General features: G+C 42.4%; 14 protein-coding genes and 3 tRNA genes. 7 read left to right on the forward strand and 10 right to left on the reverse strand.

Features of this window, described 5'->3' with window-relative positions; all coding sequences use genetic code 11:
* Positions 1 to 45: 45 nt before the first annotated feature.
* The 7 genes from AC5RDS_RS14395 to AC5RDS_RS14425 all read right to left on the reverse strand — a co-directional run bounded on the left by AC5RDS_RS14395 (position 46) and on the right by AC5RDS_RS14425 (position 4,043).
* Positions 46 to 149, reverse strand: a tRNA-Gly gene (locus AC5RDS_RS14395).
* 405 nt (positions 150 to 554) lie between these two features.
* Positions 555 to 653, reverse strand: coding sequence for a hypothetical protein (locus AC5RDS_RS14400; protein ID WP_229053076.1), 99 nt, complete (start codon positions 651 to 653; stop codon positions 555 to 557).
* A 72-nt stretch (positions 654 to 725) separates the two neighbouring features.
* On the reverse strand, positions 726 to 1,199 hold the full coding sequence (locus AC5RDS_RS14405) for a hypothetical protein (protein WP_306444624.1): 474 nt from the start codon (positions 1,197 to 1,199) through the stop codon (positions 726 to 728).
* 492 nt (positions 1,200 to 1,691) lie between these two features.
* On the reverse strand, positions 1,692 to 1,925 hold the full coding sequence (locus AC5RDS_RS14410) for a hypothetical protein (RefSeq protein WP_118160554.1): 234 nt from the start codon (positions 1,923 to 1,925) through the stop codon (positions 1,692 to 1,694).
* 361 nt (positions 1,926 to 2,286) lie between these two features.
* Positions 2,287 to 3,588, reverse strand: a complete 1,302-nt coding sequence (locus AC5RDS_RS14415) for a tyrosine-type recombinase/integrase (RefSeq protein ID WP_494222383.1) — start codon at positions 3,586 to 3,588, stop codon at positions 2,287 to 2,289.
* 103 nt (positions 3,589 to 3,691) lie between these two features.
* A tRNA-Gly gene (locus tag AC5RDS_RS14420) sits at positions 3,692 to 3,764 on the reverse strand.
* 197 nt (positions 3,765 to 3,961) lie between these two features.
* Positions 3,962 to 4,043, reverse strand: a tRNA-Tyr gene (locus AC5RDS_RS14425).
* Between the two features lie 305 nt (positions 4,044 to 4,348).
* Here AC5RDS_RS14425 and AC5RDS_RS14430 point away from each other — a divergent pair.
* Positions 4,349 to 5,434 carry an Sb-PDE family phosphodiesterase gene (locus AC5RDS_RS14430; RefSeq protein WP_046404765.1) on the forward strand — a complete coding sequence of 362 codons (1,086 nt, stop codon included), beginning with the start codon at positions 4,349 to 4,351 and terminating at the stop codon, positions 5,432 to 5,434.
* Between the two features lie 126 nt (positions 5,435 to 5,560).
* On the opposite strand, the gene dinB is transcribed toward AC5RDS_RS14430, so the two are convergent.
* Both dinB and AC5RDS_RS14440 read right to left on the reverse strand, forming a co-directional pair.
* Positions 5,561 to 6,643, reverse strand: coding sequence for a DNA polymerase IV (gene dinB, locus AC5RDS_RS14435; RefSeq protein ID WP_046451007.1), 1,083 nt, complete (start codon positions 6,641 to 6,643; stop codon positions 5,561 to 5,563).
* Between the two features lie 72 nt (positions 6,644 to 6,715).
* Positions 6,716 to 7,423, reverse strand: a complete 708-nt coding sequence (locus AC5RDS_RS14440) for a pirin family protein (RefSeq protein WP_022161428.1) — start codon at positions 7,421 to 7,423, stop codon at positions 6,716 to 6,718.
* Between the two features lie 116 nt (positions 7,424 to 7,539).
* Between AC5RDS_RS14440 and AC5RDS_RS14445 the strand changes: the two genes are divergently transcribed.
* The gene (locus AC5RDS_RS14445) at positions 7,540 to 8,517 is read left to right on the forward strand and encodes a DMT family transporter (protein WP_113028657.1); all 978 of its coding nucleotides are present in this window, start codon (positions 7,540 to 7,542) and stop codon (positions 8,515 to 8,517) included.
* On the forward strand, positions 8,459 to 8,971 hold the full coding sequence (locus tag AC5RDS_RS14450; protein ID WP_013611690.1) for a tyrosine-protein phosphatase: 513 nt from the start codon (positions 8,459 to 8,461) through the stop codon (positions 8,969 to 8,971). The genes AC5RDS_RS14445 and AC5RDS_RS14450 overlap by 59 nt, the downstream gene beginning before the upstream one ends.
* Positions 8,972 to 8,973: 2 nt before the next feature.
* Here the strand turns inward: AC5RDS_RS14450 and AC5RDS_RS14455 are convergent, their stop codons facing one another.
* Positions 8,974 to 10,857, reverse strand: coding sequence for an AAA domain-containing protein (locus AC5RDS_RS14455; RefSeq protein WP_494222384.1), 1,884 nt, complete (start codon positions 10,855 to 10,857; stop codon positions 8,974 to 8,976).
* A 159-nt stretch (positions 10,858 to 11,016) separates the two neighbouring features.
* Between AC5RDS_RS14455 and AC5RDS_RS14460 the strand changes: the two genes are divergently transcribed.
* From AC5RDS_RS14460 to AC5RDS_RS14475, 4 genes are all read left to right on the forward strand, one after another.
* The gene (locus tag AC5RDS_RS14460) at positions 11,017 to 11,388 is read left to right on the forward strand and encodes a hypothetical protein (protein WP_147347708.1); all 372 of its coding nucleotides are present in this window, start codon (positions 11,017 to 11,019) and stop codon (positions 11,386 to 11,388) included.
* Positions 11,389 to 11,476: 88 nt separating this feature from the next.
* A complete protein-coding gene (locus tag AC5RDS_RS14465) occupies positions 11,477 to 11,827 on the forward strand; it encodes an NADH-quinone oxidoreductase subunit A (RefSeq protein WP_013611693.1) in 351 nt (116 codons plus the stop codon).
* An 84-nt stretch (positions 11,828 to 11,911) separates the two neighbouring features.
* Complete coding sequence (locus tag AC5RDS_RS14470; protein ID WP_013611694.1) at positions 11,912 to 12,517, forward strand: NADH-quinone oxidoreductase subunit B; 606 nt, start codon at positions 11,912 to 11,914, stop codon at positions 12,515 to 12,517.
* Positions 12,514 to 14,136 (forward strand): NADH-quinone oxidoreductase subunit D, encoded by a 1,623-nt coding sequence (locus AC5RDS_RS14475; RefSeq protein ID WP_013611695.1) that lies wholly within the window; start codon positions 12,514 to 12,516, stop codon positions 14,134 to 14,136. Before AC5RDS_RS14470 ends, AC5RDS_RS14475 begins: the two co-directional genes overlap by 4 nt.
* Positions 14,137 to 14,165 lie beyond the last annotated feature (29 nt).

Genomic DNA, 14,165 nt, shown 5'->3' on the forward strand with positions numbered 1-14,165 from the left:
ACAAAATAAAAAAGGTAGCTACTTTCGTAACTACCTCATTCAGAGAGCGGAAAACGGGACTCAAACCCGCGACCCCCAGCTTGGAAGGCTAGTGCTCTACTTCGGCAATGAAAAGCTTCGCTTTCCCTTGCTTCGACTGAGCTATTCCCTCTTTTGCACTTGCAAAAATGCCTTTATTTTTAGTTATGGTTTAAATGTTGGTTTAAACATTTATTTGTTCAAGGCTGATTAATACTATTAATGAACTCACTCTTATTTTATACTCAAATATAAGCAACATATAGCTTATATACAAGCAACTTACCACTAAATTATGGTAGTTGGGATATGATTTTTATACACATACTTTCTGTTATTAATTGGTTGTACATTAAATTCCAACTTAATTTGTATCTCTATTTGTAATATTGTTGTTAGTGAATAATATTTCTGTTGGGTATATATAACTAAATTTGCTATAATTCTCCACCAAATAAAAAAAGCAATAGAAATGAATCCATTGCCAGTATATTTTATCTATGATGATATTTTATTCTAATTTACGTTTGTATAACTCAACCTTCTCTTTTAATGGCAATAGTTCTGTTTGAATTGTAGCCCACACCAATTTCATCACTGATTTGATAATAACCATATACTAGAACATGGCGCATTCCAATTATAACTTTCCATTCAATTTCTGGATACTTTTCTTTTTAAATGAGATATAAGAACTTTATTTATCATTAAAACTCATTATCTTGACTCTTCTTTTTCAAATAGAAGTGATAGAGTTTTTTGCCTATTTTGTCCTTTTTGAATGTGCGTTCGTGTTCAATGGGAGTTGTAGACAAACGAACTTTTGAAATTCCTTTATTTAGTAACTCAAACTGCTCTGGGGTAATCTTAAATTGTGCAGTAGAATAGATTGCTGTCACTGGGATTACAATGTTACCTGAAATAATTCCTCCAGTTTCCGAGCCATTACTAATAACTTCACCTCTTAACTTTATTATATCACCATCAAAAGTTTTAAGCCAAAAAGTAGATTCTTTTAAGAAGTTTAACCTGTCTGACCTTACAATTACTATTATGTAATATACTGAATCTTGCTTAGTGACACTATATTTTATACTACAACCTTCTGCAGCAAGTGCCTTATACGTGTAGCCAATAGTCTGCGCTTTAACACATAAGTTAAAGGCTACAAATATTAGCATTAATATTATCTTTATTTTTTCATTATTGGGTTGCAATTTTTGAATTATAACATATTTAATCGAAACATTATTTTCCCACTCACATATTTGATATGATCCTATGGCTTTAATTTATAAAATATGCATCAAAAATAGTTATCCTATCAATATTAATTCAATCAAATAAATTTATATAGTTATTTTCTTTTTGCAAAAATAATGAATGTTGACAAGAAAACCATGATGTTATGAGCAACTAATGGTTAAATATTTGAGTTGGTGACTTTTCCTCAGAGCTGGCATATAAATCTTAATACTTTATAATTCCTCACCTATTGAAATATTACACATCAAACTCACATAGAATATAAAAGGGCTTGCTTTTCTCCAAGCTAACCCTGTATATATGATTGTATTAAAACAATTTGCATATAATTTTGATAATTAGTTAATTGATGATTTTTCTATGGTCTGCATAATTCTATCTAGCAGTAAAACCAATTAATTATGCCATTATATTTCTATCTTATCAAAAATCATCTTGGATAATACACAAATATCTTTGTGATATTCAAATAATTTGTTTATTACGTCATTGATTTTATACATATTCAGAGTCTTTGATGAATTGTAAGTACAATCAGCCCCTCTTTTCATTGCATCCAATATACTTTCATCTTTTTTTGTAATTATTTGTTGAAAGCAAGCTCTATACTTTTGTTTTGATAATTCTTCGTATTTAATCATTCTTCGATGTTTCAAAGTATTTGCCCATTCTGATACTGTTGGCTTGTATTTTTCTCTAAAATTGTACAAAAGGTCATATGTTTCTTGTCCTATAATAGATACGTTAAATTGCCTAAGTTCACACTTTCTTAATATCCAATCTAGATTATTAGAGGTTAGAGGTTTCTTTAAGCCTTCGTATAATTTATATTATTACCGTGGGGTTGTAAGAAAAGCTTTCACGTATGCCTCTCTGCGGAAGGAAAGGTTAATGACCACGGAAGAATTAGAGTTCTTGAAGAATCTTCCCGATAAAGTAACTATTTACAGGGGAATGACAGTAGAGGAAAGCACGAAAGAACACCAAGGAGTTAGTTGGACGCTAGATAAAAAAGTTGCGGAGTTTTTTGCTTACCAGTACATACGCAACCAAAGTACTGCCAAGAAACCTAAAACCGTGGTTGAAAAAGTGATTGATAAAAGTGAGATAATCTAACTGCTCATTCTCAAAACTATCGAGATAAATTTGAGTTGTTTTCAAATCTGTATGTCCCAACATTTCGCTGATAAGAGAAACATTGACCCCATAGTTTTTCAATATCGAAGCAAATGAATGCCTTGCAACGTAAGTAGTCATGTCTGCTTCAATTTCCAATTCAGAAGCAAGTACTTTCAATTCTCCATTGATTTGTCCCAGTACTTTATGAATCCTGTTTTGTTTCTGCATGGCAGTTTTATGTGATTGCGCATTTAGAATAGGGAAGAGGTAGGTTGCCTTTTTCCTGTGGTAAGTGTACTTTTCTATAATCTCTTTGGCTTGCTCACGCAATTTGATATTAATATCTTGGTGTGTTTTTTGACGAGAGTACCGTAATCTCCCTCTATAAATATTGTTGGATGTCAAGTTTGCTATATCTACAAATGAAATTCCACCACTCAAGTAAGCGAAAGTGAAAACATCACGGGTGAGTACCCTCAATTTGGTTGCGTTTATTGTTTCTGTTGTGATAATCTTCATTACCTCTTCTTTCGTTATAGCCCTCTTTCTTGTCTTGGTGTTGAATTTGCTCACTTTATACTCATCAAACGGGTAGTACTTTTGGTTTGCTGCTTTTGCATCAATAGCTTTGTTATAAGCACTTCTTAAAGTTCTGAATTGTAAACTGATGGTAGTTTCTTTGTTTCCTCTTTTACGTTGCCATTTCTCGTATGCTTTCAACCATTCAACGTCAATATCGCTGAAATATATATCAAGTTTATTGTTAGTATAAGTTTTTAAAGAGTTGAAGGAGTTTTTATAGATGAGCCTGTTGCCAACTTGTTCAGTTTCTTTGAACTCCTTTATTAGTTGGGTGTAAAATTCACGAATCGTCTTTAATTGTAGTTTGGATTGCTTACTTTCGATTAATGAAGCTGCGGTGAATTCTTTTTGCTCTGCTTTAAATTCAAGTGCTTGCTGGTTGTATTCTGCGATTTTATCCGCAATAATTTTATTTATAAGTTCTTTATTGGGACAGCTCTTTTGGGGACACTTCTTCCCCAAATCCCAAAAATCAGGATGAAGGTCGATACCTATACTACGGTATTTAAGTTTACCTCCTTTGGCAATTCTAAGCATTAACGGATGATTTCCATTCTTTAAAGTCTTTGAAGTGTAGTAAACTACTGAAATAGAAGCATTCATGTTTAAATTTCGGTTTAAACCTTGGTTTAAACAAATGTCCGAAACCCCACTAAAACCACCTAAAACAAAAAAGCACCTACCTTCGTAAGTGCTTTAAAATGAGAGCGGAAAACGGGACTCAAACCCGCGACCCCCAGCTTGGAAGGCTAGTGCTCTATCGACTGAGCTATTTCCGCAAAATATTTCCCTCACACACTGGATGGACTCGCTATGCCCGCCGATCCGAAGGGAGAGGCATAAACAAACCTTAAATTACGAAAGACATTGTCTTTCTTACTGATTAAAAAAGTTTTTACCTTACAAAATCAAACTTCTGACGATAAAAGCTTTTTTTAATTAACGACTGTCAGAAACAGTCGCAATTTAAAATCTGTGGGCAGTGATGGATTCGAACCACCGAAGGCTACGCCAGCTGAGTTACAGTCAGCCCCATTTGGCCACTCTGGTAACTGCCCTTGTTTTAAAGAACTCTCTTTTGTTTTGCGGGTACAAATATAGGACATTTTCTATTCGCTGCAAAATTTTAAACACAAAAATACAATGAATAATCTGTGAAAACTCTACTTATTCTCCCATATCATTGACCACCAAGCTAATATTTACTTATGGTGTTTATATACATGTTTATCCTAACTGTACGCTTATAAGTGTAAATATGTATATAACTGCCTTACTTATTATTTTCTTCACTTTTTGGCAACCACTCTGTCATTTCCAGGATTTACTTTTGAAACCGGATAAATGATTAAATAACTCTATTATGAAAAAAAGTAGTATTATCGGTGTGTTAATTCTCTGTTTTGCTTTTTGGGGTAAAGCTCAAGTCAGAAATGAAATTCGTGTACCCGATCCGGAAGGATACCGGACATTGAAATGTGATTTCCATATACATACAGTATTTTCCGATGGTTTGGTCTGGCCGACGGTACGTGTCGACGAAGCTTACCGGGAGGGGTTGGATGCGATCGCCCTGACCGAACACCTGGAGTACCGTCCCCATCGCCAGGATATTATTGCTTCGCACAACCGATCCTATGAAATTGCAGAGAAAACAGCCCGGAATAACCAGGTAATTTTAATCAGAGGAAGCGAAATTACCCGCCCGATGGCTCCCGGACATTTCAATGCCATTTTTCTAAGCGACTGCGACGCCCTGGAACAAAAGGAATATATGGATTCGTTCAAAGCAGCACGCCGGCAAAATGCATTCATTTTCTGGAATCATCCGGGTTGGGACCGTCAACAACCCGATACGACCCTCTGGTGGAATGAACATACCCGTCTGTATGAAGAAGGATATATGCAGGGTATAGAAGTCGCTAATGGAAAAAAATACTCCCCGGAAGCACAACGCTGGTGTATGGAAAAGAAACTGACCATGATCGGTACATCGGATATCCATCAACCCATCCAGACAGATATCGATTTTGCACGGGGCCAACACCGTACGATGACCTTCGTATTTGTCCGGGAACGTTCGGCTGAAGGAATCCGTGAAGCTTTATTACATCGCAGGACTGCAGTATATATGGATGAGAAAGTTATCGCCGAAGAACAATGGCTGAAAGAGTTATTCGAAAAATCGATCGACATCGAGGATATAAAACGAAATGAAAAAAGCATCGTTATTACCCTGAAAAACAATTCCGATCTGACCTTCCATCTCAAAAAGACCCGGCATAATCCCGGTCTCGTTTATTTCAGGGAATATACCATCCAACCTCAGTGCCGCCATCGTATCGAAATCCGTTTAGAAAACAATATCCAGGGAGGCGATATTAATTTTGAAATCACTAACTTATATGCTGCTCCCAACAAAGGACTGACTTATAGCTACAAAGTGTAAGCGGCCTTTTCCCCTTCTGACCAACGCATTTCCGATGCAGATCCACAAGACTCCGGTCCCAGACCGGCCGGACGATTCTCCCATCCGCATTGAAAATGCGTAAATCGGTTACCTTACTGCTAGCGGTTAAAAATTAATTTCCAACTGGGTCGGAATCCCTTGTTCCGGATCATCGGGAGAAGAAACCGGATTAGATACGGTAAGTCCCATCAACCGGATACGGTAATGAGTCAGCTGCAAACCGGCTAACAACTGCTTGGCTAAAGGCAGAATTTCTTTCATTGTATACAATTCGTGTCCTACACTGATGCTACGGGTCTTCTGTGTAAAATCGTGGAATTTGATTTTCAGCGTCAACGTATGTCCTTTGAATCCGGCTTTCCCTAAACGCCGGATCAATTCATCGGCCACATGCCACAGCTCAATAATCAGTGCAGTATGGGTTGTCAGATCTTTTTCGAAAGTATTCTCACACCCAACCGATTTACGTATCCGGACCACCTCCACAGGACGAAGATCTACCCCATGCGAGAAATCGTAATACAACTGGCCGGCCTTCCCAAAATTCCGGTTAAGAAATTCCAACGAACAATTGCGGAGTTGTGCTCCGTTATGTATCCCCAGTGCATGCATTTTATGGGCAGTCACTTTACCAATCCCCCAAAATACTTCGATAGGCAAACGAGCGATAAAAGCAGCTGCTTTACGGGGATGGATAACAAAAAGACCGTCCGGTTTGCGATAATCCGAAGCAATCTTCGCCAGGAATTTATTATAAGAGACTCCGGCCGAAGCCACCAACCCCAATTTCTCGCGAATCTCTTTTTTAATAGCCCGGGCAATATCTACGGCTAAAGGAATATTCTTTTTATTTTCGGTGACATCCAAAAAAGCTTCGTCCAAAGCTAAAGGTTCTATCAGGTCCGTGTATTCATGAAAGATCCGATGGATCTCTTCCGACACGGCTTTATAATCTTCCATACGTCCCCGTACAAAAATTAAATCAGGACACAATTTAAGAGCTTGCATAGAAGACATTGCCGAACGAATACCGAACTTACGGGCTTCATAACTGGCAGCAGCCACCACACCCCGCTCCTCCGGGCGTCCTACGGCCAAAGGTTTTCCCCGGTATTCGGGATGATCACGCTGCTCGACAGAAGCATAAAATGCATCCATATCGATGTGTATGATTTTCCTGTTTTCCATTTTCTTCATTCAAAAATAAAGTTTTTTCTTTACAAGAAAATCATTTTTACAAACTTTAGTCTTCGATGAACGCTAAATCATAGCCACTTCTATCAACAACACATAAGCCTCACTCCGTGCCTCCACCTGAAAATGGTCTGTCTCCGTGATACCCATACCATCGCGCCGCGACAAATCAGTACCTTCGATACAGATTTCACCTTCGATGACAAAACAATAAACGCCTGTATTCTTCTGGTGCAGATGATACCCGATCTTTTTACCTTTCTCTAACTTTCCCAATGCAAACCAGGCATCCTGTAAAATACCGCCAGGAGCAGTGCCATCAGGAGCCACTATATAGCCAAAACGATTTTTCATGTCTACCTGGCGGATATCATAGCTTTTATAGACCGGCTTAGTATTGTTTACACGAGGAATAACCCAAATCTGTAAAAACTCCAGATTTTCAGTTTTACTATCGTTGAATTCACTATGATAAATCCCGCTACCTGTACTCATCACCTGAATATCCCCGGGACTAATCACCTCACTGTGCTCCAGACTATCTCCATGCCTCAGGTAACCTTTCAAAGGAATCGAGATCACCTCCATATTTTTGTGGGGATGGGTATCGAACCCCATTCCGGGGGTAACGGTATCGTCGTTCAGCACCCGTAAAGCCCCGAAATGAATCCGCTGTGGGTTATAATAGTCTGCAAAACTAAAAGTATGCCAGGTATTCAGCCAGCCGTAATCAGCATGTCCCCGTGTATTCGCCCTATCAATCACTGTCTTCATATGTTTTATTTTTATTATTTATAAAATCGTATATTGCTTATTAAACGTTCTGTAACAAAGTAAAGTTTCCAACGTTTAAAAAGTTACCGAATCGCTGAGTAACTTAAAAAAAACATATGCCCAAATCCCAAGCTTATATCGGTCATCTGATGATTCTGGCCACCACTTTCATTTATAGTTTCAACACCAATTTTATGAAAGTCATCATTCCCGAATGGATCGGTCCCAACGGGTTGGTGTTACTCCGTTGCTCTGCCAGCACCCTGGTTTTCTGGCTAATCGGCCTTTATTTCCCGACTTCTTCCGATCATCCGCACCCCCAAAAAAAAGAAATCGGGATGATGATACTGGGCGGTATACTCGGCTTAGGAGGTAACTTATTGTTTTATATCAATGGACTTTCACTGACCGGGCCTATCGATGCTTTTGTCATCCGCACCACCCAACCGATCATCGTCATTGCCCTGGCGGTTATTTTTCTGCATACCGTATTTACCAAATACAAAGCCTTCGGTATTCTACTCGGTATTGCAGGCGCCCTTTATGCCTCCATTATGCCCCACACCGGAAGCCTGGTGAAAGACTCGTTCGGAGGCGATGTCCTGGTTTTCTGCTCTTCGGTTTCCTACTCCTTCTTTCTGATCCTGATCAAACCTTATACCCAAAAATTCGATTCGGTCACCGTCATGAAATGGATGAGCTTATCTTCGATGATCATCAGCTTACCTTTCGGGCTGTCAGATCTGGTCAGATCACCTTTATTTTCCGCCCAGGCACCCCTTCACATCTGGCTCGAAATTTGTTATATACTTTTCGTTGCCACCGTGATCGGCTATTTTTTAAGTGTTTACGCCCTAAACTACATCACCCCCTTCGTAGAAAGTGCTTATAAATACGTCCTGCCGGTCACCGGTGCTGCTGTTTCCATCCTGATGGGACTACAGAAATTTTCGTGGCACGATCCGATTGCTTTGGCCCTGATCGTGACCGGATTTATTCTGATCAATAAAAAAACAAATGAAATCCAAACCAACCATGTATCCATACACCATTCACCTACCGGACCTGAAGACAGAGAAAATCACCCTGGGTAATAAATGCCGGTTGAAAAACTTCTACCGGATCGGAGACGGGGTATATCGTTCGGACCAGCCGTCCGCAGCTTGCTTCCGGGAATTGGAAAAATTCGGTATGCGGGAAATACTGAATCTCCGTTGCTACCACACCGACACCAAAGAAGCACAGGGCACCTCGCTGATCCTGCATCACCTCCCCACCCGGGCCACATTGCTCAGGCTGGACGATCTGGTCACTGCCATGCAGATCATCCGCGACCGGAAAGGTCCCCTACTCTTTCATTGCTGGCATGGCAGCGACCGGACAGGAGCCGTAGCAGCCATGTACCGAATGGTTTTTCAGCATGTTCCCAAACAACATGCCATCGATGAAATGGTTGAAGGTATTTTCGGCTTTCACATGATATTCGATAACATCATCGACACCATCGACGAAGCAGATATCGAACATATCCGGCAAGAATTATTCTGATCTCACCGGAGCCCACCGATATATTCATACAACTCGCGGTAAAAAGGATGTCTGGTCAACGTCACCGCTTCGCCCAAAATCAGTAATTTCATCCGGGCCCGGGTAATGGCTACATTCATACGCCGCAGATCCCGCAAGAAACCGATCTGCCCTTTTTCGTTGGCCCTGACCAGACTGATCATAATCACATCCCGCTCTTGCCCTTGAAAACCATCAACCGTATGCACGGTGATCAGGCGACGGCAAGGACGAAAGAACGGCTCTTTTTTCAACAGATGCCTTAAATAGTGGACTTGTGCCCGATAAGGTGATATCACCCCGAAATCGATATGCTCCTCCAAAATACGCCGGATTCCGATCCGTTCCATATAATTTTTCAGTTCCCGGACTAACAATTCGGCTTCTCCGGTATTCAGACGTCCGGTTCCTTCTGCCACTGCTTTTTCCTGTAAATCCAGTTCGGAAGTATCGATCCAGCTGGCAGGCGTATCGAAATCGAGGACACCCCGGTATTTCACTTCCGGTGCCGCTTCCAACTCATCATGATAAAACCAGCGGGAAGGGAAGCGCATAATATCTTCATGCATCCGGTATTGGATTTTCAACAAAGACACGGTCTCCGGTTTGTGCAGCACCACCTTCTCCAGCAAAGTACGGCCGAGCCCTCCCCGGGCAGCCTCTATACATTTGATCGTCGGCGGTAGCTGGCAATGATCGCCGGCCAGAATCACCCGGTCGGCCCGGGAGATCGCGATCCAACAAGCCGCTTCGATCGCCTGGGCAGCCTCATCGATAAACAAAGAAGAAAAGCGTTTGCGCTCCAATACCCGGCTAGCCGCACCCACCAAGGTACAGGCGATAACCCTGGCTTCGGTAAACAACTCCGTATCGATACGTATCTCCAAGCCGGTCGCCCTTACCCGCAATTTAGTCAGCTGATTATGCAAACGCTCCCGGTCTTCACGCCCGCTTTTACGTAAACGGCCGGTCATCTCCCGTATAGTCTTTCTAATTTGCCACAATTCCGGATAGTCGCTATGTGCCTCGAAACGACGTTCGTAAGTAAAAGCGAGCATCTTATCGTTTACCCGGGTAGGATTTCCGATACGAAGCACGGGGATACCCCGATCGACCAGTTTTTCTGCAATCCAATCCACCGCCGTATTACTCTGGGCAGACACCATCACCTGATTTTCACGGTGAAGGGTTTCATAAACAGCCTCCACCAATGTCGTCGTCTTACCGGTTCCAGGAGGTCCGTGTACGACAGCCACCTCTTTTGCACACAACACCTGATTCACTGCCTTCTCCTGCGAAACATTCAGCCAAGGGAAACGCACCGGACCGGTCTCCCGCCGAAGTGCAGGTGCTTTACCCAGCAATACCTCCCGCAAACGAGCCGTACGATTTCCCTTTGCCTCTGCCACCTCACGCAGGGCAGCGAACATCGTCTTATACGAAGTATCGTCAAAATACAACTGTACCCCCAACTCACCCGTAACGACTAATTCCGGCAATACCTGCGGTCCGGGAAGTACAACTACCATTTTATTATCCTGTACATAACTGATCACGGCAGAAAAGTTGAAATAACGGATCTGCCTATCAGCCGAAATCCTAAAAAAACAAACAGGACATCCGTATTCAAAGCTATGTTCAGTCTCTTCCGTCTCTGTACGCGTTACTTCGACTGTCAGCTGGTTGAGTGAATTATACCGATCGGCCCCCAGCTTCACCGGAAACCAACACACTCCCTGCTGGATTCGCTTCGGAATACCGGCCTCACGGGTCTGCTGACGATACAACTCTTTTTCATATTCGTATTCTTTTTGCAGCATGGCCGATTGTTGTTGTAAATCCTGCATCGGAGAAAGTAATTTATCCATAGTGATTTATTTAAACAGAGGATTGAAGATAGGCCTCCCACTCAGTAATCACCGGCAAAGGTAAAGGAATATTGCTGAATTAATTCAGTTTTTTTTAATATAAATTGTATCCCAAACCTAAAAATTAAATCGTATATTCGCACGTTCAAAAAAATGAGTGTGCAAATTATTAAATGGATCATATTATTATTCGTAACAGGTAACTGTTTGTCAGAGACCTGTAAAGCCAACGATGCCTCCAAGGTATGTCTTCCTGTCCAGTCCTGCACTACGATTATTAATCAAGCGGATAATATGCTGGCCTCGCTCGTATCTTTCCTGCATTTCAATGCAGGTGACCTTACGGAAGAACACACAAAAAAAATGCCGGATAAAAAAGCTTTTATCAGGTTATTTACTCAGGCCAGGCATAATAAAATACAATCACCGGCAGAAGATCCCTTGAATAAATTCATTCCCCGGCAAGCAGTTTTCACCGGACCGGATCACACCGACTACTACATCTATACACTACAAAAAGTTATTATTTAAATCGCCGATTCGTTCAAATAAAAAAGTGTCGTCTGGAAACGGACGGCGATAGTTCAGTATTTTAGGTATTTTTTAAACATATTCTGTTATGAATTTGACCTTATTAATTGTCGTAATTCTTACGGCTATTGCTTTAGTGGGGATTGCCCTTGGCGTCGCCCGCATCGTATCTCCCCGTTCTTATAACCGGCAAAAGGGAGAAGCTTATGAATGCGGTATTCCAACCCGTGGCCGTTCGTGGATGCAGTTCAAAGCCGGTTATTATTTGTTTGCGATCCTGTTCCTGATGTTCGATGTAGAAGCGGTATTTCTATTTCCCTGGGCCGTCACCGTACAGGACGCAGGTATCGACGGATTGATCAACATTTTGTTTTTCATGGTTATCCTGATCCTCGGATTAGCCTATGCCTGGAGAAAAGGGGCACTGGAATGGAAGTAAAAAAAGGTAAAAGTAAAAGGCTAAAAGCAAAAGGCTGGAGAGGAAGAGAAGGGGAAAGTCAGAACAAAAAATAACGGAAAAACGATGAAACAACCCAAGATAAAATCAATGAAATATGAGGACTTTAAAGATAATGAGTACCTCGAACAACTTAGGGCCAACGGCACCGACATCATTGTGGGATGCCTGGACGATCTCATCAACTGGGGGCGTTCGAATTCGGTATGGCCTCTTACTTTTGCCACCAGCTGCTGTGGTATTGAATTTATGGCAGTGGGTGCGGCACGTTATGATTTTGCCCGTTTCGGGTTTGAAGTCACCCGGGCCAGTCCCCGGCAAGCGGATGTAATCATCGTTGCCGGTACTATCGTTTACAAAATGGCTCCGGTATTACGGCGGTTGTACGATCAGATGGCCGAACCCAAATATGTCATCGCTATGGGGGGATGTGCCATATCGGGCGGACCGTTCAAGAAATCCTACCATGTCGTAAAAGGTGTAAATCAAATATTACCGGTAGATGTCTATGTTCCCGGTTGTCCTCCCCGTCCTGAATCGCTGCTTTACGGCATGATGCAGCTGCAACGGAAAATCAAAGTCGAGAAATTCCTCGGAGGAGCCAACAAACAGCAAGACCCCAGGAACAGTAATGACGAAGCTACCCCCCAATGTAATCCGAACAATTTATGAAAGAGAAGATATTAAGTATTGTACCGGAAGCTATCCTGGAAGAAAAACATGGAATATGGTTCGTTAGCGTTCCACGTACCTCTTTTCATGATCTGGCCCTTCGTTTGCGCAATGACGAGGATACTTCGTTCGATTTTCTGGTATGTATGACCGGTATGGACTGGGGCGAAACCCTGGGCGTCATGTACCATCTGAGATCCAGCAAATACGGTCACGACCTGGCCTTACGGGTTGAAACCGAAAACCGGGAGAATCCCGAATTGCCGAGTGTCTCGGACATTTGGGCTACAGCCAACCTCAACGAACGTGAAGTATTCGATTTTTATGGTATCCGGTTTATCAACCATCCCGACATGCGCCGGTTATTCCTGCGGAACGACTGGATCGGTTATCCGTTGCGTAAAGATTACGATGCGGACGAAAAGATCAACCCCATCCGTCTGGAAAGTGAAAGCAGCCCGGATGCAACCCCTACCCTGGAATTGACAAAAGAAGGGACGATCGAAGAAAGGGAAAACGTTATTTTCGAAGATGACGAATACGTCGTAAACATCGGCCCCCAACACCCTGCCACACATGGAGTGCTCCGTTTCCGGGTATCCCTGGAAGGAGAAATCGTAAAAAAAGTGGATGTCAACTGTGGATATATCCACCGGGGAATCGAAAAAATGTGTGAAACCCTCACCTATCCCCAGACTCTGGCACTGACCGACCGGCTGGATTACCTTTCGGCCCATATGAACCGTCACGCCTTGTGTATGTGTATCGAAGAGGCGATGGGGCTGGAAATCCCGGAACGGGCCAAATATATCCGGACGATTATGGACGAACTGACCCGTATCGCTTCCCATCTTCTGTTCTGGTCCACCTTCTGTATGGACCTGGGAGCCCTGACCGCTTTCTTCTATGGATTCCGCGACCGGGAAAAGATCCTGGACATGTTCGAAGAAACCTGTGGGGGCCGCTTGATTCAGAATTACAACTGCATCGGAGGAGTCATGGCCGACATCCATCCGAATCTGATCACAAGGATCAAAGATTTCATCCGATACCTGCCCCCTATGCTAAAAGAATATCATGGTGTTTTCACCGGTAATATTATCGCCCGGCAGCGGATGAAAGACATCGGTATTCTTTCTCTGGAAGATGCTATTTCCTATGGAGTAACCGGTCCTTCAGGACGTGCCTCAGGCTGGAAATGCGATATCCGTAAAATTCATCCTTACGGGGTATACGATAAAGTCGATTTCAAAGAAATCACTTACAACCATGGAGATACATTCAACCGCTACATGGTGCGTATGGATGAAATCGTCGAATCGCTTCACATCCTGGAGCAGCTGGTCGACAATATTCCGGAGGGAGATTTCGCCGTTAAGACCAAACCGATCATCAAACTTCCGGAAGGCCAATACTACAAAAGTGTCGAAGCCGCCCGGGGAGAATTCGGTGTATATATCGAAAGCCACGGAGATAAATTCCCGTACCGGGTGAAATTCCGTTCGCCGGGTCTTCCGCTGGTATCGGTAGTCGATCTGCTCGCCAGCAACAACAAAATTGCCGACCTGATCGCTATCGGCGGCTCACTGGACTATGTCGTTCCGGACATCGACCGATAAGAAAAGAAAGATGATAGATGAAAGATAAA

The organism is Odoribacter sp. (assembly GCF_985060555.1).